At 68.4% G+C, this 19,997-nt stretch carries 13 protein-coding genes; 7 read left to right on the forward strand and 6 right to left on the reverse strand.

Annotation, left to right across the window (positions count from 1 at the left end; translation table 11 throughout):
- Positions 1 to 85: 85 nt before the first annotated feature.
- From ABTZ94_RS09045 to ABTZ94_RS09055, 3 genes are all read right to left on the reverse strand, one after another.
- Complete coding sequence (locus ABTZ94_RS09045) at positions 86 to 1,039, reverse strand: ACP S-malonyltransferase (RefSeq protein WP_351198988.1); 954 nt, start codon at positions 1,037 to 1,039, stop codon at positions 86 to 88.
- A 96-nt stretch (positions 1,040 to 1,135) separates the two neighbouring features.
- Positions 1,136 to 2,212 carry an ABC transporter permease gene (locus tag ABTZ94_RS09050; protein WP_351198990.1) on the reverse strand — a complete coding sequence of 359 codons (1,077 nt, stop codon included), beginning with the start codon at positions 2,210 to 2,212 and terminating at the stop codon, positions 1,136 to 1,138.
- Entirely contained in the window at positions 2,209 to 3,237 is a 1,029-nt protein-coding gene (locus tag ABTZ94_RS09055) for an ABC transporter ATP-binding protein (protein ID WP_351198992.1), read from the reverse strand. Before ABTZ94_RS09055 ends, ABTZ94_RS09050 begins: the two co-directional genes overlap by 4 nt.
- A gap of 588 nt (positions 3,238 to 3,825) precedes the next feature.
- Between ABTZ94_RS09055 and ABTZ94_RS09060 the strand changes: the two genes are divergently transcribed.
- Complete coding sequence (locus ABTZ94_RS09060) at positions 3,826 to 4,446, forward strand: thioesterase II family protein (RefSeq protein WP_351198994.1); 621 nt, start codon at positions 3,826 to 3,828, stop codon at positions 4,444 to 4,446.
- A 62-nt stretch (positions 4,447 to 4,508) separates the two neighbouring features.
- Positions 4,509 to 5,921 (forward strand): class I adenylate-forming enzyme family protein, encoded by a 1,413-nt coding sequence (locus tag ABTZ94_RS09065; RefSeq protein WP_351198996.1) that lies wholly within the window; start codon positions 4,509 to 4,511, stop codon positions 5,919 to 5,921.
- Positions 5,922 to 6,209: 288 nt separating this feature from the next.
- Here the strand turns inward: ABTZ94_RS09065 and ABTZ94_RS09070 are convergent, their stop codons facing one another.
- Together ABTZ94_RS09070 and ABTZ94_RS09075 are read right to left on the reverse strand one after the other, a co-directional pair.
- The gene (locus tag ABTZ94_RS09070) at positions 6,210 to 7,871 is read right to left on the reverse strand and encodes a flavin monoamine oxidase family protein (RefSeq protein WP_351198998.1); all 1,662 of its coding nucleotides are present in this window, start codon (positions 7,869 to 7,871) and stop codon (positions 6,210 to 6,212) included.
- Between the two features lie 265 nt (positions 7,872 to 8,136).
- Positions 8,137 to 10,953, reverse strand: coding sequence for a helix-turn-helix transcriptional regulator (locus ABTZ94_RS09075; protein ID WP_351199000.1), 2,817 nt, complete (start codon positions 10,951 to 10,953; stop codon positions 8,137 to 8,139).
- Between the two features lie 1,230 nt (positions 10,954 to 12,183).
- On the opposite strand from ABTZ94_RS09075, the gene pcaDC reads away from it, so the two are divergent.
- Genes pcaDC through ABTZ94_RS09090 form a run of 3 tightly spaced genes read left to right on the forward strand, consistent with a single transcriptional unit; the run spans position 12,184 to position 14,958 of the window.
- Positions 12,184 to 13,461 (forward strand): bifunctional 3-oxoadipate enol-lactonase/4-carboxymuconolactone decarboxylase PcaDC, encoded by a 1,278-nt coding sequence (gene pcaDC, locus ABTZ94_RS09080; RefSeq protein WP_351199002.1) that lies wholly within the window; start codon positions 12,184 to 12,186, stop codon positions 13,459 to 13,461.
- 12 nt (positions 13,462 to 13,473) lie between these two features.
- The gene (locus ABTZ94_RS09085) at positions 13,474 to 14,130 is read left to right on the forward strand and encodes an MBL fold metallo-hydrolase (protein WP_351199004.1); all 657 of its coding nucleotides are present in this window, start codon (positions 13,474 to 13,476) and stop codon (positions 14,128 to 14,130) included.
- 48 nt (positions 14,131 to 14,178) lie between these two features.
- The gene (locus ABTZ94_RS09090; RefSeq protein WP_351199006.1) at positions 14,179 to 14,958 is read left to right on the forward strand and encodes an exodeoxyribonuclease III; all 780 of its coding nucleotides are present in this window, start codon (positions 14,179 to 14,181) and stop codon (positions 14,956 to 14,958) included.
- Between the two features lie 203 nt (positions 14,959 to 15,161).
- On the opposite strand, the gene ABTZ94_RS09095 is transcribed toward ABTZ94_RS09090, so the two are convergent.
- Entirely contained in the window at positions 15,162 to 16,340 is a 1,179-nt protein-coding gene (locus ABTZ94_RS09095; protein WP_351199008.1) for a Cmx/CmrA family chloramphenicol efflux MFS transporter, read from the reverse strand.
- An 814-nt stretch (positions 16,341 to 17,154) separates the two neighbouring features.
- Here ABTZ94_RS09095 and ABTZ94_RS09100 point away from each other — a divergent pair.
- Both ABTZ94_RS09100 and ABTZ94_RS09105 read left to right on the forward strand, forming a co-directional pair.
- Complete coding sequence (locus tag ABTZ94_RS09100; RefSeq protein WP_351199010.1) at positions 17,155 to 18,750, forward strand: alkaline phosphatase D family protein; 1,596 nt, start codon at positions 17,155 to 17,157, stop codon at positions 18,748 to 18,750.
- 706 nt (positions 18,751 to 19,456) lie between these two features.
- Positions 19,457 to 19,897, forward strand: a complete 441-nt coding sequence (locus tag ABTZ94_RS09105; RefSeq protein WP_351199012.1) for a DUF6278 family protein — start codon at positions 19,457 to 19,459, stop codon at positions 19,895 to 19,897.
- The last annotated feature ends 100 nt before the right edge of the window (positions 19,898 to 19,997 follow it).

Raw genomic sequence — 19,997 nt, forward strand, 5'->3', positions numbered from 1 at the left:
AACTTTTTTAAATTAAATTACGGAAAACGCTATTCAAATGTTGGTTACTTGTTTTTATAAGTGTTCTATTCCGATAGGCCGCGCCTCAGCGCCTGCGCGGCGGCCGTGACCGCTTGCCCGGACCCACCCTGACCACCTCGAAACTGGACTTGGTGCGGTCCAGACGGTGGAAGAGGTTGTCGGGGCCGGTGATGCAGACCTTCGTCACGTCGGCCGCCTTGAGGGTGGCGACCACCTTGGGCCAGTGGATAGGCAGGTCGAAGGTGTCCAGCAGCATGGTGCGCAGCTCGTCGGCGGTCCGGATGACCGTGCCGTCCTGATCGGTGACGACCGGCAGCTTCGGGTCGGCCAGCTCGTACTTGGGGAGGACGTCCTCCTCGACGCGGCGCCGCAGCTCCTTGAAGGCGGGCGCGTGCACCGCCGGCGCCATGGTGTACATCGAGTAGCCGCCGATCGCGCTGACCCGGCGCTTGAGCCCTGCCAGCTCCTTCTCCCGCAGGGAGATCATGCAGAAGCCCTCGTCGAGGTGGCCGGAGTAGTCGTACCACTCGCCGCGCTCGTCGAACTCGGCGAGGATTTCCGTGAGTTCGTCCTGCGGAGTCCGGAAGAAGGTGTGGGTGACCGCGTCCTGGTACTCCTCGGAGAAGTACGCGATCTCGCAGCGGGCCATCTCGGCGGTCAGTCGGACCAGTTCGGGGAAGGGCAGCGATCCCACGAAGGCGGTGGCCGCCTTCTGGCCGAAGCTGGGACCCACGCAGATCTCCGGGGTGATGCCCAGCTCCTCGACCGCCCGGTCGGCCGAGGCCATCGAGTTGATGAGGAAGGCGATCTGAGTGGCCTCGGAGTAGTCGTCCTCGGATTCGCGGAGACGGTCGAAGACGGAGTGGCCCAGTGCCTCGTCGGCCTCGGCCAGCCGTTTGCGGGCGAAGGGGTCGAGTATCAGGAACCTGCCCACCTCGGCGAAGCCGGACGGCCCCATGCCGGGGAAGACGATGGCGGTCTTGGGCTGCCCGGCCGCGGTCTGCTCGGTTGCCGTCATGGTCGGTGTGTCCTCACTACTGGACGGTTGGAGAAAACGCGTCCGAGGGGCCTGCGCGGGCAGGCCCCTCGGATGTCGCACACAGTTGGCCCGGGGTCAGTCCTGGGCCCGCTTGTTGAATCCCCTGATGCCGATGAAGCCGTAGATCAGGCAGGCGACACCGATGGCGGAGATACAGATCCACAGCGGGATCGAGTCCGGACCCTCGGGGGGCAGCAGCAGCCCGCGCATCGCCTCACTGACGTACGTCAGCGGGTTGAAGGCACACAGGATCTGGAACCACCGGATTTCCGACAGGCTCTGCCACGGGAACTGGGTGGCACCGGTGAACATGATCGGGGTCAGCGTCATGGCGAAGACGATGCTGATGTGGCGCGGAGGCGCCAGGGTGCCCAGCGTCAGTCCGACACAACCGCCGACCAGACCGCCGAGGCTCAGGATGCCCAGCGTCTGGGGGAGGGTGTGCAGCGGCCAGGAGACGTTGTCCAGCAGCAGCAGACCGATCGGGATCATGATCAGCGAGCCGATGAGGCCGCGGATCGCGCCGAAGATCGCCTTCTCCACCGCCACCAGCGCGGTGGGGATCGGCGCCAGCAGCCGGTCCTCGATCTCCTTGGTCCAGGAGAAGTCGATGGCCAGCGGCAGCGCGGTGTTCTGCAGCGAGACGAGGAAGCTGTTGAGCGCGACGACGCCGGGCAGCAGCACCTGTTCGAAGCCGGGCGTGGTGTAGCCGAGCTCGCCCAGCACCTTGCCGAAGACGAAGAGGATGAAGAACGGCTCGACCAGCACCTGGCCCAGGAAGGGCGCGATCTCCCGGCCGGTGACGAAGACGTCCCGCCACAGGATGAAGCAGAACGTCCGCCAGCGGCCCGCCCGGCGCCGGTGCCGGCCGCCCTTGGCGCCCGAGGAACGGGCCGAATCGGTGGTCATCGCCGTGCCGATGACGTGGCCGGGAGCGGGCGCGGACGCGGTTTTGCTGACGACGGGGATGGCAGGGATGACGAGGGTGTCCGACCCGGCCGGTCTGCCGCCCTTGTTGGACTGTGCCGCCGGGGCGGGCGTGGCACCCTGACCCGGCGGCCCGCCCTTGGCGGACGTCGCGGCCCTGGCGGCCCCGCCGCCAGGGGGCTTGGCGCCCCCGGCGGGCGTGGAAGGGGATGCGGAGGTGGTCATCGCAGCTCTCTTCCGGTCAGCTCGACGAAGACGTCTTCCAATGTCGCCTGGCTGACACTCAGGTCCCTGATCCCACAACCGGCGTCGGTCAGGGCCTTGATGGACGTGGGCAGGATGGCCGAGGACGGCGCATCGCTGTAGACCTTCAGCCGTACGGTGTTGTCGACGCTGGCTCCGCCTTCCAACAGGCTGTCCACCAGGGCGTCGTCGTCCTGCTGGAACGTTTCGACCCGCTCCACGCCCTGGATGCTGCGTATCAGCGAGAGCGCGTAGTTGAGTCCGTTGGACGGCGGCTGCACCGTGACGGTCAGTGCGGTGTCGCTGATGGTGTCGATCAGCGCCTGTGGGGTGTCGAGCGCCAGCAGCTTGCCGTGGTCGACGATCCCGACCCGGTCACACAGCTTGGCCGCCTCGTCCATGTTGTGGGTGGTGATGACCACCGTGACGCCGCGCTCCCTGAGCTCGGCCACCCGCTCGTGGACGAAGATCTGCGACTGCGGGTCCAGACCGGTGGCGGGCTCGTCCAGGAACAGCACCCTCGGACGGTGCATCAGGGCACGGGCGATCATCACCCGTTGCGCCTGACCGCCGGAGACCTGGTCCGCCCGTGCATGGGCATGGTCGGTCAGGCCCACCCACTCCAGGCTCTCGTCGGCCAGCTTGTTGCGCTCCACACGCGACAGACCGTGGTAACCAGCGTGAAAGGTGAGATTCTGACGGATGGTCAATGATCGGTCGAGGTTGTTGCGCTGCGGCACGACGGCAAAGGACTGACGGGCCACGGCCGGTTTTGCCACCACGTCGACCCCCTGCACGAACGCTCGCCCGCCGGTCGGTGCGACCCGGGTGGTGAGAATGCCGATGGTGGTGGTCTTGCCGGCCCCGTTGGGCCCGAGAAAGCCGAAGACCTCGCCGTGGTTGACGGTGAAACTCAGATCGTCCACCGCGGGTGCGGGGCGGCCGGAGTACTGCTTTTTGAGGCCGTCGACAATGACAGCGAAATCCATGGTGTGTGATGTATCCATCGATGCCTGTGTATCGGACGGAACACGAGACGGCAGCGCGGTGTTGTGCCAGAACAGACCAAAGGCGACCTGCTGCGCTGTCGCGCACCGATTATGGGATTACGGAAACGTACTTACCCAGTTCTAGCACGCACTGTGAACCCAACGGCAGGGGTGGCTTCGATGTTTAGGGGGATCTGGTGTGACTAGGGGTTCTTAGGGGAGTGTCGGGTATGGGTGATGAATTCAGTAATTTGCACCTCTGGCACCCCCGCGATGGCTATGGACTACCCCGCGATATACCGGTGCAACCGTGTACCGGGATAGCGGTTGCTAGGGGTTGTGGCGGCTGGATATGGGCTCGTAGCCTTGTGGCGTGAGCACTTCGAATAGCTCTTTATCAAGCAGCCCTCTACCGAGAGTAATAATGAGGAGGGGGGGCGGGTAACGCGTCGAGGCTTCGCGGCGATGACGGCAAGGTGTAGATCACTTCATGAAGGCATCGACCACCGGGACGACCGGCGCCACAAGCGCCGATGAGGTCAACCGGCATCAGGGATGTATTTGTTGAGCCAGGTCGAGCCCGAGGGTGTCAACCTCATTCGGATTGTGCAACCAGAGACTCCCAGTAGCTTCCGGCTGATCTGTTTCCCCGAATGCGCCGGCTCCACCGCGTATTACCTCTCCCTCTCGGAGCTGCTCCTGCCCACCGTGGAGGTGCTCGTGGTCCAGTACCCGCCCGCCATCGACGGTGGACAGGGTGAACACGTCACCGACTCCCCGGAGCTGGTGGATCGAGTCCTTGACGCCCTGAGGGAGTGGACCGGTCGGCCCGTCGCGCTCTTCGGCCATCGGGCCGGCGCCGCCCTGGCCTACCGCGTCGCCGAACGCCTGGAACGGGAATCGGAGTCGGCGGTGCTCACCCTGTTCGTCTCCGGGAGCACTGCGCAACGGGACTCCGGCCGACGGGACACGCCGCTGGGCCCGCCGGTGCTCGCCTGCCGCATCGTCGCGCTCGCCGGCGAGCACGACCCGAAGACCCCGCTGCACGCTGTACGGGCCTGGCGGCGGTGTACCCGCGGACGGTTCGACCTGGAGGTGTTCCCCGGGTCCCGCGGCTATCTCGACGCGAGTCGGAGAGAGGTCGTCAATCTGGTGCACGACCAGCTGCTCTCCCAGTCAAACCTCGATGCCGAGTGGGAATTCGGCGCCGACGACAAGGGCGCCTAGGGGCCGGAAAGGGTCCTGCGGCTGCCTGTACTCCAGACAGAGGAAGAGGAAGAGTACGACCGATGACCGCGAAGATCTTTGCAGTCGACTCGGCGCAGACCCTCGCAGATTTCGAGCAGGACGCACTGCGTGTCGCCGATGTGATCCGGGAGCACGGGGTAGCCGAAGGCGACCGCGTCATTCTCAAGGCCGGTAACTCCGCCGCCTATGTCAGCGTACTGTTCGCGCTGATGCACGTGGGCGCCTCCATCGTCCTGGTCGACCAGCAGGAGCACGTCGCCGAGACCCGCCGCATCGCGCTGCGGACCGGCGCCGGTCTGGCGCTCGTCGACGACGACGCGCCGATCGACGAAGAGACCCATGCCGTGCACCTCTACGAGCTGATCGCCCCCGCCGCCGGCCGCCCGCTCAACCCCGGGCAGCGGCTGGACTTCACCGCATGGGGCGACCGGCCCGACGGCTTCATCATGTGGACCTCCGGCTCCACCGGCCAGCCCAAGGGCGCCGTCAAGTCGGGCGCCAAGTTCCTGAAGAACCTGGAGCGCAACGCGGACCAGGTGGGCCACCGGGCGGACGACGTACTGCTGCCGCTGCTGCCCTTCGCCCACCAGTACGGGCTGTCCATGGTGCTGATCGCCTGGATACGGCAGTGCTCGCTGGTCATCGCCCCGTACAAGCGGCTCGACCGCGCGGTACAGATTGCCGGGCGGACCGGCGCCACCGTCATCGACGCCACCCCCTCCAGCTACCGCTCCATCCTCAACCTGGTCAACCGCAAGCCCGCGCTGCGCGCCCACCTGGAGCCGGTGCGGATGTTCTGTTCCGGCGGCGCACCGCTGGACGGGACGCTCTCCGACCGCTATCTCGACGAGTTCGGACTGTCGCTGCTGGACAGTTACGGTTCCACCGAGCTCGGCAACATCGCCTTCGCCACCTTGGACAACCCGGTCTCCTGCGGCCGGGCCATGGAAGGCATCAAGCTGCGGATCGTGGACGAGGACGGGATTCCGGTGGCCCCCGGGGAGGCCGGAGAGATAGAGGTCGACACCCCGGACGCGCTGGAGGGCCACCTGGCCGAGGACGGCGGCATCGACTACTTCCCAACCGGCTGGCAGCCCACCGGCGACCTCGGATACCTCGACGCGGAGGACAACCTTTACGTCCTGGGCCGCAAGTTCGCCGTGCACCGTATGGGATACACGCTCTACCCCGAGCTCATCGAGCGCAAGGCCGCCGTCTCGCACATATCCACCCGCATCGTGCCGCTGCCCGACGAGCGGCGCGGCGCGCAGCTCGTCTTCTTCGTCGAGGACGAGGAGCTGCGGGAGGCATCCCACTGGCGTGACCGGCTGTGTGAGGTGCTGCCCGCCTACGAGCAGCCCAACCGGGTCGTGGTGCTGGAGTCGTTCCCGCTCAACCGCAACGGCAAGCCGGACAAGAAGGCGCTGGAGAAGCTGGCCCAGGAGCAGCCGTAGCCAGCGGCCCTGAACAGCCGAAAAAGGGAGCCGGTGGCGGATCACTCCGCCACCGGCTCCCCTTCGTACGTGCTCCCGGTGCCTCAGAGTCTGTCGGGTGGCCTCTGATAGGGCGGCCACGCCCTGGCACGCGCGCTTCCCATGTTGCCGAAATGTCCTAGTGGCTCCTTCCCTGAGCTCTCAACTTCGTTCGAGCAGGGGAGACCCCATCCGAGGACATCCCGGCGCCTTGGAATCGCACGCACCAGACCGCGTCCGCTATCCGATCGAAGGCCACCGGACAGGCTCTCAGTCGTACGGCAGCTCCACCGGCGCCAGCTCGTGGAACAGGTCACCGGGGCCAGGGTTGTCCGGATGCGTGGCCCCACCGAGGTGGTTCAGTACACCCCACACCGCGTTGAGGGCAGTGGTCACCGCGCCCTCGGCGAAGCCCGCGGTCCAGGACACGTCGTCGCCGCACAGGAAGAAACCGTGCTGCGCCGCATCCATGTCCTCCTGCATGAACTGGGTGAACAGCCGCCGCTGATAGCGGTACTGACCGGGAAGGTTGGACTTGAACGCACCCATGAAGCGCGGCTCGGTCTCCCAGGTGACGGTCAGCGGCTCGGCGATGACATGGGAGCGGATGTCGACGGCCGGGTAGACCTCGGCCAGCCGGGACAGCAGTACCTCCAGCCGCTCCTCGGCGGAGAGCGTGGCGACCTTCAGGGAGTCGTCGTTCCAGGTGTACGACAGGCACATCACGCCCGGCCGGTCCGGGCCGTCGTCGAAGAGATAGACCCCGCGTGGCATGCGGTCGGTGAGCGTCATGCTCATCACGTCGGCGCCGGTGGCCGGGTCGCGGTCCCGCCAGAACGGCCGGTCGACCAGCACGAACAGCTTGGACGCCCCCATGTAGTGGGTGCGCTCCACCGCCGTCCAGTGCCCGGTGGGCAGCAGCGCGGGGTCGCAGTCGACGCGGTTGAGCAGCGCCCACACATGCGGGCTGAAGACGACCGCGGGGAAGTTGCGGGCCCGGCCGCTTTCGTCGGTGACACGTATGCCCTCGGCGGTGCGCCGCAGCCGGGTGACCGCGGGCAGGGGACGGCCGCCCGGATGGAGCGAGGCGATCGAGGTGCCCTGCGGCCAGTGCGCGAGCCGGTGCGGCCGGTGCTTCCACAGTCCGAGCGGCACCTGCTGGGAGCCGCCTTCGATGATCAGCTGGTTGTCGTCCGCCTCGGTGAAGACGACGCGCAGGATCTCCAGCACCGAGTTGGGGAAGTCGGTGTCCCAGCCGCCGGTGCCGAAGCCGACCTGACCGAAGATCTCCCGCTGGCGAAAGGACTGGAAGGCGCCGGAGGTGGCCAGGAAACCGTAGAAGGACTGGTCGTCGTAGTCCCGGACCAGCCGGTTCCAGACCGCCTTGAGCATCTCCACGTCCCGCCGCTGGATGGCGTCGCGCACCGTGGAGAGCTCGGCGCGCTCCTGGAGGGCCTTCTCCCAGGCGTCGGCGACCTCCTGGTAGATGTCCGGCAGTTCGGCCGCGGTGGATGCCCGGTGCCGGATGCCGTTCAGATTGATCAGCGTGCTCGGGGTGGACGGCGACAGCGGGTTGGGGAAGGGGCGGGTGCCCAGCCCCAGCAGCTCGATGTAGTGGAACAGCGAGCGTGCGGAGACGGGGAAGCGCATGGCCCCCATCTCCGCCACGTATTCCGGATTCCCGGCAAAGGGAACCGAACGCATCCGCCCGCCCAGTTGCTCGGCCTCGTAGAGCACCGGATGCATTCCCAGCCGCATCAGTTCATACGCGGCCGTCAATCCGGCCATCCCACCGCCTATCACGGCGACCTCGGTGCCCGCCGCAGCAGGCGGAAGAGCACCGAGACCAGCCGGATGACGCAGCCAACTATCGTACGAGAAAGGAAAATCCGGCACGAGCATTGTCGTCGGAGCCGAAATGGCTGACGTCATGGGGAGAACCTCTCGGGGGCGTGCCGAAGACGATCTCACGCTATTTGTGCGGTGGTTGGGAAAACAACCCCTATGCACCCCTTGGTGACGGGCCCTGAACGGTTACGACCTCCCCCACGATAGGGAGCGGGCTCCCGACGCCCTGCGACTCCGCTTGCGGCGTTGTCGTCAGTCAACGACGCTCCGCGTCGCCTCCTTCCTCCGCCTTGCAATCGAAGCCGCATGACGCCGCTCGCTGATCCGCTCCCTATCGTGGGGGAGGTCGTTAGGCCGTATGCGCCACATCGGAGCCCAGGCTGGTCGGCAGATTGCGCCGCTGACTGATGTTGATCTTCCGGTAGACGCGGGTGAGGTGCTGCTCCACCGTGCTGATCGTGATGAACAGCTTGGCCGCGATCTCACGGTTCGTGTACCCGGAGGCGGCCAGCGCCGCGACCCGCCGCTCGGCGTCGGAGAGGCTGGAGAACCCGCCCACCGGCCCCGCCGCCACACCCTCGGCCGCCCCCCGGCCGGGGGTGCGCTGGAGCGAGCGGGAGAGCTCCTCGGCGCCGCAGCTGTCCGCCAGCCACAAGGCCCGGCGGGTCATCAGCCGGCTCTTGTCCGTGTCCTCGAGCTGCTTGTGCGCCTCGGCGAGCTGCGCCATCGTGCGCGCCATCCCGTACCAGCTGTCGCCGCTCTGCAGCAGGTCGAGCGCCTGCTGGAGCAGCGCGGGCTGCTCGGCGACCGGGCGGGTCGCGGCGAGCACGTGCAGCGCCGAACCCCGGGTGCGGGGCAGCGAGGGGTGCGCCAGGTCGAGCTGCTCCTGCGCCAGCCGCGCCGCCTTCTCCTTGTGGCCCAGCGCCAGCCAGGTCTCGGCGATGCCCAGTCGCCAGGGCACCAGGGAGGGGGAATCCAGGCCCCAGGCGGTCATCTTCTCCCCGCAGGCGCACAGGTCGGTGAGGGCCGCGTGGTGGCGGCCGGTGGCCAGCTGGTGCATACCGCGGGCATACAGATAGTGCAGCCCGAACCGGGTCTGGAACAGCGCCTCGGGCACCGGGCGGGCCAGCAGCTTGCCGGCCGCGTCGTGCTGGCCCATGGCGGTGCGCGCCTCGACCAGCACCGCCAGCGGCATGCCCACGTCCACCCCCCAACCGCGCGCCGGCAGCTGCTCCAGGGCGCCTTCCGCGTACCGCGCCGCGTCGTGGAGCCGGCCGCTGCGCAGCGCGATCTGGCCGCGGATGGCGCTGAAGTCGGCCAGCCACGCCTGGGCGGAGCAGCGTCCGGCCTCCGCCAGCACCCGGTCGCACCAGGTGGCTGCGGCGGTGAGGCGATCCGCGTAGATCAGTGTGTGCAGCGCGGCACGGAGCGCGTATGTCGTCCGCTCGCTCAGCCGGGTGCTCTCCAGTACCCGCTCGGCGGCCCGTACGGCGGAGTCGTCAGCGGCGTCCTTCATCACCCGTCGCAGGGCGGTCAAAGCGGTGATCTCGGGGGTATCGGCGGCGTCCAGGGCCGGGGCCCGGCCGAGGCCCTGGCGCTGTCTCTCGCCCTCGGAGATACTCCGCAGCTCCTGGAACTCCCGCAGCTCGGGGGCGCCGGGGAAGGCGCAGGACAGATTCAGCCCGAGGGCGCGCAGTTCCGCGTCCAGGTCCGGTCCTGGGGCTTCCGTCAGCGCCTGGGTGACCTGCCCGATGGCGGCGGCCGCGTCGTCCAACGAGCCGATGCGCAGCAGCCCGGCAGCCACTCGCAGGGTGTGCGGCGGCGGCAGCAGCCCCTCGCGGGCCGGCGCGGCCAGCGACTGGAGCCGCCGCCCCTGCATCAGCGGTTTGACCCGCCACAGCGCATCGGCCAGCGTCGCCTGGATGATGAGTGACTCCTGCTCATCCGTGCAGCGCCGCTTGGCCAGTTGCAGACAGCGGACGGCGAGCTCGGGGCGGTCGCCGGCGAGCGCCAGCCGGGCCGCCTCCCGCAACGCCTGCGGCACCCACTCCTCGTTCGGCGCCGCCGCCTCGTGGCTCAGCAGCTGCTCAGCCACCTCGGTGGGGTCGGCGCCCTCCTTGTGCAGCAGCTGCGCCGCCCGGCGGTGCAGCCGGCCGAGCTCCTCGCCGGGCAGGTCGTCCAACAGTACGGTCCGGACCTCCTCGCACCGGAACCCGGTGCCTTGGAGGATGCCCAGCTCGCCGAGGGCGGCCACGGACTGCCGTACGGCACGCTCCTCCACCTCGACCAGGCTGCTCAGCAGTTGGGGGGAGGTGGCGTCGCCCAGCAGCGCGATGCCCTGGGCGACCCGCAGCCGGTCCGCGCCGCCGCAGCGGTGCACACACGACAGAGCCGCCTGGCGGAACAGTTCCCCGATCGCCGGGCCGTCGTCCGTGTCGTCCTCGGACGAGCCCCGGTGCTGACCGCGGGCGAGCCGGGAGAGATGGTCCTCCAGCAGGCCGCGCAGCAGCAGTGGGTTGCCGCTGGTGGCGGCGTGGAAGGCGGCGGCGTGCCGCCGCGCGTCCGCGGCGCCGAGCTCCTCGGTCAGCAGCCGGGTGACGCCCGCGACGGTGAGCGGGCCCAGCCGCACATGGCAGGCCCATCGCTGCTGCAACAGCTCGTACAGCGTGGTGGAGGTTGCGTGTCCGATCCGCGGGCGGTGGGTGACCATCGTGGTCAGCGCGACGTCGCGGCACCGGCGGACAGCGTACGCCAGGCACTGGAGCGACTGCGGATCGGCGAAATGCACGTCGTCGATGGCGATCAACAGTGGGCCGGATTCGGCCAGTTCGGTGAGCGCGCGGTGAAAGCCCTGGAGCACGCCCAGCGGTACCTGCCCCGGCTCTCCGTCCCCGGCGCCCGCGAGTTCCGGTCCGAGCAGTTGTGAGGACGCCCCGCGCAGTAGTTGTTCCAGCACCGCGTAAGGGAATTCCTGTTCCGATGCGCACGCAATGGCGCTCAGCAATCGGACGCCTTTCGCGACAGCGTTGTCGGAGACCTGGTTGAGTAGTTCCGTCTTGCCCGAGGCAACGGTACCGCTGATGACGCCGAGCCCGCCTGCTTCGCCGACTTCCCGGGCGAAGAGCCGGGTGAGCCGAGCCATGTCCTCGTCGCGCTCCACCAACACCTGCGTGAACTCCTTCCCCCGATAAAGACTTTCCGGGGGTGGCGAAAGTGCCTCGCACACTCTGCGCAAATTCGATTAATCCACGGATATCCGGGACTGAAGAAAGTGCGCTCCCCTGTAATTAAAATTTCCCGTGCCCTCGGGCCCGCCCCGACTCCTTCCGCTACTGAGCTGTGCCGGCGGCGTGATGCTCTGGTCAGGAGCACCCGGCCTTCGGCAGCGGGACGCACGACAGGCTGTGTTCTCAAACCTGTTGTCCCGAAGGACTGATGGGACTGTAGCAGTGTCCGGCGCTCCGGCCGTAGGTCGTCTATTTCATGGTTTGTGGTGAATCTTTGATGGGTGACGGTGGCTCGATTGCAGACTTGATGGCCACTCTTCGCGCTGTGAGAAGCCGTCGAGCACGTCATCCCGCACGTCACAGCGACAGGTTCAAGCCAGCGCGCCGCAGCCGGAGCGTCGATTCCACGCTCCTCCGGCTGATCCCTCCACTATTGCTTCACGAGCGCTGGGCAGTAACTTCATCAACAGTTCACATGAAGTTACAACACCTGAACATCGGTCCCTCGTCGGGACGGAGTTCATGCCGTGCCCACCCCCACAAACTCCTGCTGCCCTCCCGCACGACCGGTCACTGGGACCTGTTGGTGATCCGCCGGAAACCGGCCCGGCCACAGCTGCCCGGTTCATGGCCGCAGCCACTGATCCGTATCCCGTGACACAGCCGACCCGACGGGCTTCTCCGCAGCGAGTCCTGGGCGGACCCGGGCCGAGACCGTGCTGACTCACATAGCCGTGCTCGCGTTCGGCGCCGCGTGCACTGTCCCCGCGTATCGCTGGGCGAAGCCCGGGTCACTGTCATCAGTGATGGTGATGTCGTATCGCCCGCCGTCCGCAGGCCACCTCAAGGTGACCGGCTCGTGCGGGCCGACCAGCTGAGTGCGCGCCGTGTGAGTCACGCCGAGCCTCGTCCGCGCCACCACAATCGATGCTGCAACCCGAACCACCTGGAAGCCGTGACCAAGGAGGAAGCTCTCGCTCGTAGGGACCGGGAGAGGGCGCGCGCCCGGAGGACCCACTGTCGACACGGTCACGAGTACACGCCGGAGAACACGTACCTGGACTCTCGAGGGTTCCGGCAGTGCCGGACCTGTCGTCGCGAGAGGGACAAGACCCGCTGGGTTCGCCCCGGCGATGTGAGATTTCGTGATACATGAGAGGGTCAGACGGGTGAGCGAGACACCACCGAACACCCTGCAATATCGCTTTGACGGGCCAGAAGACGCCCCCGTCCTGGTCATCGGCCCCTCCCTCGGTACCACATGGCACATGTGGGACCGGCAGATACCGGAGCTCACCCAGCACTGGAGAGTCTTCCGCTTCGACCTCCCCGGCCACGGCGGCGCCCCTGCCCACCCCGTGACCGCCGTCACCGAACTCTCCGACCGGCTGCTCGCCACCCTCGACGGGCTCGGCGTCCAGCGCTTCGGGTACGCGGGCTGCTCGATCGGCGGCGCGATCGGTGCCGACCTCGCGCTGCGCCACCCACACAGGGTCGCCTCGCTGGCCCTGGTCGCCGCCTCGCCCCGGTTCGCCAGCGCCGACGAGTTCCGCCAGCGCGGGGTGGTCGTCCGCACCAACGGCTTGGAGCCGATGGCCCGCACCGCACCGGAACACTGGTTCACCCCTGGTTTCGCCGCCGCCCAGCCGGCCATCGTCGAGTGGGCCGTCCAGATGGTCCGCACCACCGACCCCGGCTGCTACATCGCAGCCTGCGAAGCCCTCGCCACCTTCGACATCCGCGGCGAACTCGGCCGCATCACCGTCCCGACCCTCGTCCTGGTCGGCGCCGAGGACCGGGTCACCGGACCGGGTGACGCCCGCACCCTGGTCGCGGGCATACCGGACGCCCGGCTCGCCCTCGTCCCCGGCGCCTCCCACCTCGCCCCGGTCGAGCAGCCCGGAGCCGTCACCGATCTGCTCCTCACCCACTTCTCCACGGCCTGGCAGGAAACCGTCGCCGCCATCCCCCTCCCGCCCTCCGCCCCGCAGCAGTCCACCCCCGTGCTGCCCGTCGCGGAGATCACCACGGCCACACCGCAGCCCGAGACCGGGACCACCGGACGCGCCGACCCGTACGAGCCCGGCATGAAGGTGCGCCGCGAGGTGCTGGGCGATGCCCATGTGGACCGGACCATGGCCGCCTCGGACGATTTCACCGGCGACTTCCAGGAGCTGGTCACGCGCTACGCCTGGGGCGAGGTCTGGACCCGGGAGGGCCTGGACCGCCGCATCCGCAGCTGCGTCACGCTCACCGCGCTGGTCACCTCCGGCCATCTGGAGAGCCTTGCCGCGCATGTCAGGGCCGCGCTGCGAGGCGGCCTCACCCCGGCCGAGATCAAGGAGGTGCTGATGCAGACCGCCGTGTACTGCGGCGTGCCGGCCGCGAGCGCCGCCTTCTCGATCGCCCAGACCGTGATTCAGGAAGAAACCACCCCCCGCCCGTAGCAGGATGGGCCCATGAACGCTGTGAACCCCATGCACCTGACACTGACCAAGAAGACGCACTCCTGCATCTGTCTGAAGAAGGACGGGCGGACACTCGTCGTCGACCCGGGCGGCTTCTCGGAGCAGGACGCGGCCGTCGGCGCCGACGCGATGCTGGTGACGCACGAGCATCTCGACCACTTCAACGAGGAGCGGCTGCGTGCCGGTATGGAGGCCAACCCGGCCGCCGAGATCTGGACCTTGCGCAGCGTCGCCGACCAGCTCTCCGCGGCCTTCCCGGGCCGTGTCCACACCGTCGGCCACGGCGACACCTTCTCCGCGGCGGGCTTCGACGTACAGGTGCACGGCGAGCTGCACGCGGTGATCCACCCGGACATTCCGCGGATCACCAACATCGGCTTCCTGGTGGACGGTTCGGTCTTCCACCCGGGCGACGCGCTCACCGTCCCCGACCAGCCGGTCGACACGCTGCTGCTGCCTGTGATGGCCCCCTGGAACAAGATCTCCGAGGTCATCGACTACGTACGCGAGGTCAAACCGCGCCGCGCCATCGACATCCACGACGCGCTGCTCACCGATCTCGCCCGCCCGATCTACGACACCCAGATCGGCAGCCTCGGCGGCACCGACCACGGCCGGCTGACCCCGGGGGACTCGACCGGCCTGTGACCGCCACCGGTCCGGCGACTGTCAGTGGGAGCCGCTAGGTTTACGTACATGCGCATCGCCACCTGGAACGTCAATTCGATCACCGCCCGGCTCCCACGGCTGCTGGCCTGGCTGGAGAGCACCGGCACGGATGTGCTGTGCATCCAGGAGACCAAGTGCACAGCCGAGCAGTTCCCGGCGGACGAGCTCCGAGAGCTCGGCTACGAGTCCGCGGTCAACGCCACCGGCCGGTGGAACGGGGTCGCGCTGCTCTCCCGGGTCGGCCTGTCCGACGTCGTCGAGGGACTGCTTGACGGCCCCGAGTACGCGGGCGTGCAGGAGCCCCGGGCGATCTCCGCGACCTGTGGCCCGGTCCGGGTCTGGTCGGTGTACGTGCCCAACGGCCGCGAGATCGCGCACGAGCACTATGCGTACAAGCTGCGCTGGTTCGAGGCCCTGCAGAAGGCCGTCGCCGCGGGCGCCGCGGGCTCGCAGCCGTTCGCGGTCCTGGGCGACTTCAATGTGGCCCCGACCGACGAGGACGTCTGGGATCCGGCGCTGTTCGAGGGCGCCACTCACGTCACCCCCGCCGAGCGCGCCGCCCTCGCCGCACTGCGCGAGGAGGGGCTGTCGGACGTCATGCCGCGCCCGCTCAAGTACGACCGCCCGTACACCTTCTGGGACTACCGGGAGCTGCGCTTCCCGAAGAACAAGGGCATGCGGATCGACCTGGTCTACGGCAACGCACCTTTCGTCGCCGCGGTCAGGGACAGCTATGTGGACCGCGAGGAGCGCAAGGGCAAGGGCGCGTCCGACCACGCCCCGGTGGTCGTGGATCTCGAACTCTGACGGTCCGTTCCGCCGCCGGGCTCCCGCCTTTGGACGCGGAGCCCCGGCGCGGACGGCCTCCAGCACCTGACGCCTCGGCCGAGCCGTCGTTGTCAGTGGTCGCCGATACGGTGGTTGATGTCCTTGTACCGCTTGCTGGCTGCTTGCTGTGACCAGGACAGCCCCGCCCGTTCAGCGCCGGGCGGGGCTTCTTCCCTTGCCCGTCAGACCGCAGGAACTCCGTCCCGACTCCGATCGGTGGCCCGGCGCATCCCCAGTGACGCCCCGGCGGCGCACAGCGCCAGGACCATCAGCAGTGCGCTCACCCACAGTGGCGACCGGAAGCCGAACCCCGCACCGATCGCCAGTCCGCCGAACCAGGGGCCGAGCGCCCCGCCCACATTGAACGCGGACGTGGCGAACGAGCCGGACAGAGTCGGTGCGTCGGCCGCCAGCCGGAACACCCACGAGATCAGCGCGGTCCCGGTGCCGAAGGCGAGCATTCCCTGGAGGAAGACGAGCGCGACCGTCGCGAACGGGCTCCCCGCGGTCAGCGCGAACCCGGTCCAGCCGACGGCGAGCGAGACCAGACCGGCCGTGGTGAGGGCGACCGGCCGAGTGTCGATGATCCGCCCGGCGACGGTGACCCCGACGAACGAACCCAGGCCGAACAGCGCGAGCAGGATGGGCACCCAGGCTGCAGCGAGTCCGGTGACATGGGTGGCGAGCGGTTCGAAGTAGGAGAACGCGCAGAACGTCGCCCCTTGCACGAGGGCGCTCGTCAGCAGGGTCAGCAGCAGCCGCGGACGGGTCAGAGACCGCAACTCGTCGCGTGCGGGTGCGGGGGCGGACTCCGGCCGTGTCCCCGGAATCGTCCTCGCGATCACGACGACGGCCGGTACGGAGACGAGGGCCACCGCCCAGAAGGCCGACCTCCATCCCCAGTGCCCGCCCAGCGCGGCGCCGGCGGGCACCCCGGCCACACAGGCGATGGTGACGCCCCCGACCACCACGGACGTGGCGCGTGCCCGGGCCTCGGGGCCGACCATGGAGACCGCGGTCACCAGGGCCACGGCCCAGAAACCGGCATTCGCCAGCGCCCCGACGACCCGCGTCGCGAGAAGCACCCCGTAGCTGGGGGTGATTGCACCGATGACATGGACGGCGCCGAAGACGCCGAGGAAGAACAACAGGGCACGGCGGCGCGGCCAGTTCCGGCTGAAGAGCGCCATCAACGGCGCCCCGACGACCATCCCGATCGCGAAGGCCGAGGTGAGCAGCCCCGCGGCCGGAATGGATACGTGGAGATCGGCTGCGATGTCCGAGACCAGACCGGACAGCATGAACTCGGATGTGCCCTGGGCGAATACGGCGAGCCCGAGTGAGTAGACAGCAAATGGCATGAAGGAACCCCATGGACGGCTGATGGATGGACCAGGCAGGGGGTGTGGGCCGCGCCCGCCCGACATGACGGGCGGCAACGCGGAAGAATGTCCCGGGTGTTCATGGACGGGACTCGACAACGCGGCAGGCGTCCAGGTCGGAGAATCTGCGCATGAGCGCATACGGGGAAAGCGCAGCCCACACTGCTGTGGTCCTGCGGTGGCAGCCGACGCAGCGACCCCACAGCCTGGACACGGCCGTGCGGGATCAATTCGACAGCGGATCAGCCACCGGTGGACCGGTGGCTAGTCTCTGTCGGACTCGGGGCTGGACATGGTCGCGAAGCTACCAGCAGGGACCCGCTCTCCTCCAGCACTTTTTGCGCCAGGACACCGGAGCCCGGGTATGCCTCGGTCGGCGCACCGGATCGGCCCCCCGCAACGCGGCGCAGCCCCGGTCATACGGGCAGCGGCCGGTCACAGCGGGCGGTGATGATCTGCGACGAGAGCCCCGGCCGGGCAGCGGAGATCCACCGCACGTGCCCCCTTCGCCGGTCGGGGCGAGGAGAACAGGAGCCCGTGGGCCTGGTGCCGGGGGTGCCCGTGCTCGTACGACGCGCAGGGACCAGGAGGCCGACTGCGAACGGGACTCCGACTGTCGGAATAGAAGCTTCACGCACCCGATACGGACAAGGCATGCTTGCGAGGCCGGGTGTTCACGGTCGCCCCGTGTTGTAGTTGCGCCAGGGTATCAAGCTGTCATGTGTGGTGGATCTGATCCTCTCTCGCGCGGTCAGCGGCGCGAGAGCCCTTTACCGCTCTGCAAAGGATGAAGATGCCCCGAACCGATTCCCCGTTCGTCACCCGTCGTGGCTTCATCGGCGCAGTCGGCGCTGCCTCCGTACTCCTCGGTACTGGAGCCGTCGCGAGCTCGGCAGTTGCCCAACCCCGGTCCGCGGAACGGGACTTCCCGTTTCGCACAGGTGTCGGATCCGGTGACCCGCTGCCCGACTCCGTGGTGTTGTGGACCCGTCTGGCGACCGACCCGCTCGCCCCCGACGGCTCCGGCGGAATGCCGCCCCGTCCGGTCGCTGTCCGGTGGGAGGTCGCCGAGGACGAGCGGTTCCGTCGCGTGGTGAAGCGTGGCACCGTCACGGCGACACCCGAACTAGGTCACTCCGTTCACCCGGAGGTGTGGGGCCTGCGTCCCGGCCGCGTGTACTGGTACCGCTTTCGTGTCGGTGGCCACATCAGCCAAGTGGGCCGCACCAGGACCGCTCCGTCGTACGACGCCAGGGTCTCGTCGCTGTCCTTCGCGTTCGTCAGCTGCGTCAACTGGGGCGATGGCTTCTTCACGGGCTTCCGCCACCTCGCGAACGAGGACATCGACCTCGTCGTCCACCTCGGTGACTACATCTACGAGTACGGCATCAACGCTACCGGCGGCGCCCGTAAACAGCCGATGGGCGACGAGTTCCGGCCCGAGGCAACGGACTTGGCGCGGTACCGGCTGCAGTACGGGCTCTACAAGAGCGACCCCGACCTGATGGCCGTGCACGCCGCGCACCCCTTTGTGGCGACCCTCGACGACCACGAGGTCGAGAACAATTGGGCCGACGAGTTTCCCGAGGCGTCGAGCCAGAGCAAGGGCGAGCTGTGGCTGCCGCGCCGTGCGGCGGCGTTCCAGGCCTACTACGAGAACCTGCCCCTCCGCGCCGGGTCGGTCCCGGGCGGCGCCGACATGCGGATCTACCGCCGGTTGGCCTACGGAAACCTGGTCGACTTCAACGTCCTCGACACTCGGCAGTTCCGCGACGACCAGCCGTACGGTGACGGCACCCACGCCCCTGGACCGGAGAGCACCGACCCGTCGAAGACGATGATGGGCTTCGAGCAGGAGGCGTGGCTGCTGGACAACTTCGCACGCTCGAAGGCCCGCTGGCAGGTGATCGCCAACCAGGTACCGATGGCCGAGGTCGACCTGGACCCCACCGAGGCGAAACTGCTCTTCATGGACCCCTGGGACGGGTACGCCGCCAACCGCCGGCGCATCCTCGGCGGCGCTCTCGAACGCGACGTCGACAACCTGGTCGTCATCACCGGCGATCGCCACCAGAACAACGCCAGCAACCTGCTCCTCGACTACGACGACGAGCACTCGCCGATCGTCGGCAGCGAGTTCGTCGGCACGTCGATCACCAGCTCCGGTGACGGCGTGGACATGAACGAGTGGGGGCAGAAAGCCCTCGCCGCGAACCCGCACATGAAATTCTTCAACTCGCAGCGTGGGTACGTCCGGTGCAGCCTCACGAAGGACCAGTGGCGCAGCGACTTCCAGGTCATGCCGTACGTCAGCCGGCCGGATGCGCCCATCTCGACACGGGCGACGTATGTCATCGAGAACGGGGTGCCGGGTGTGCAGCCCGCGTGAGGGTGCGGTCATCGCCGGCACGCGGCACGATCGGCGTTCCGAGGCAGACCTCGAGGCCACGCGGTCGACCGGCCGCAGCGCGTGCGACGCTGCCCGCCGGACCTGACCGGCGGCGGACGAGGTCCGGCAGTCTGCATGAGCCGGTGTCCGAGGGGGAGCGCTCAAGCCCACTCGGACACCGGTGAAAGAATCCCTGTTGGTCAGAAGTGCCGCCACGCATGCGGTGCCACGGTCCGCCTCGCTCGCGCGAGGGGACTCGTGATCCTCTCCCTGCCTTCGCGCAGACACCCGCTGCCGGAGGAATTACCCGGCCGGCCGTCCTCAGCGGCGGTCGCCGAAGCGGGTTCGGTCCCCGCCGCAGTGCTCGCCGGTGTTCTGGCTCCGTCCGTACGCGGTATTCGTGTCCGTTCACTCGCGCGTCTGATCGATGCTCGGTGGTCTCCGACGTCGGCTGCCTGGCCGGTCTCGGGTCGCAGTCCACATCCCCAGGTGCAGCGATCCGGGGCCGGTTCTGTGTCATGGTGGGCTGATGGTCGCTTCACGATGTTGACTGAGTGGGGGGCCCGGTGGGAGTCGAGTGGGAGATGATCATGGTGGACGTGAGTGAACCGAGGGTGACGGGGACGCGTTGCCCGGCATCGCCCGTGGGCGGTGCCCCCCGAACCGGGACGCTGTCCAGCGGCAGTGCGCCCCAGGGAAATCGATCATGAACATCCCTTTCCTGGACAACTGGCGTAAGCGTCACGACGGTGCGCGAGGGGCCGGGCTCGCCGCCGCCGTCGTGGCGGACCCCGACGGCGTGGCCGAGCTCCTCGCCGAGTGCGAGCTGTTGCGTGTCCGGGCGGGGCGGCGGGGGCTCGAACTCGACGACAGCCCGGCCTCGTTGGCGGCTCTCGACCAGCTGCCGCCGCGCTGGCGAGACGATCCCGAGGAGCTGCCCTGGCTGGGTAACGACGCGGGGCTGTATCTGGGCACGGTTCTGGTGCGCAACGTCCCCGGTGCGGTCTGGAGCATCTGGCCGAGTGGGCAGCCCGTGGTGCGGCTGGCCTCGGGGCGGGAGATCGATGTGGTCGAGGCCGGGCTGGACTGGGCGATGGCGGGCAGCCCCGAGCTCTCGCAGGTGTACTCGGAGTCGGCCGAGGGGTAGAACCTTCACCAAAACCAGATAAGAAGCCTTATGCCGCATTTATGCGTGTCGGAGGCACAGCCGTTTTCGCGCTGGATAGTTTGCGCTGACCTCGACATAG

This window comes from Streptomyces sp. NPDC002785, assembly GCF_040295565.1.
Classification (GTDB): Bacteria; Actinomycetota; Actinomycetes; order Streptomycetales; family Streptomycetaceae; genus Streptomyces.

What these genes read in the sequence shown, in the direction of transcription:
- ABTZ94_RS09095 (WP_351199008.1), bottom strand. Translation starts at nt 16,340, where the DNA reads ATGCCATTTGCTGTCTACTCACTCGGGCTCGCCGTATTCGCCCAGGGC.
- ABTZ94_RS09085 (WP_351199004.1), top strand. Translation starts at nt 13,474, where the DNA reads ATGAACGCTGTGAACCCCATGCACCTGACACTGACCAAGAAGACGCAC.
- ABTZ94_RS09050 (WP_351198990.1), bottom strand. Translation starts at nt 2,212, where the DNA reads ATGACCACCTCCGCATCCCCTTCCACGCCCGCCGGGGGCGCCAAGCCC.
- ABTZ94_RS09065 (WP_351198996.1), top strand. Translation starts at nt 4,509, where the DNA reads ATGACCGCGAAGATCTTTGCAGTCGACTCGGCGCAGACCCTCGCAGAT.
- ABTZ94_RS09070 (WP_351198998.1), bottom strand. Translation starts at nt 7,871, where the DNA reads ATGACGTCAGCCATTTCGGCTCCGACGACAATGCTCGTGCCGGATTTT.
- ABTZ94_RS09045 (WP_351198988.1), bottom strand. Translation starts at nt 1,039, where the DNA reads ATGACGGCAACCGAGCAGACCGCGGCCGGGCAGCCCAAGACCGCCATC.
- ABTZ94_RS09100 (WP_351199010.1), top strand. Translation starts at nt 17,155, where the DNA reads ATGCCCCGAACCGATTCCCCGTTCGTCACCCGTCGTGGCTTCATCGGC.
- ABTZ94_RS09105 (WP_351199012.1), top strand. Translation starts at nt 19,457, where the DNA reads ATGAACATCCCTTTCCTGGACAACTGGCGTAAGCGTCACGACGGTGCG.
- ABTZ94_RS09055 (WP_351198992.1), bottom strand. Translation starts at nt 3,237, where the DNA reads ATGGATACATCACACACCATGGATTTCGCTGTCATTGTCGACGGCCTC.
- ABTZ94_RS09090 (WP_351199006.1), top strand. Translation starts at nt 14,179, where the DNA reads ATGCGCATCGCCACCTGGAACGTCAATTCGATCACCGCCCGGCTCCCA.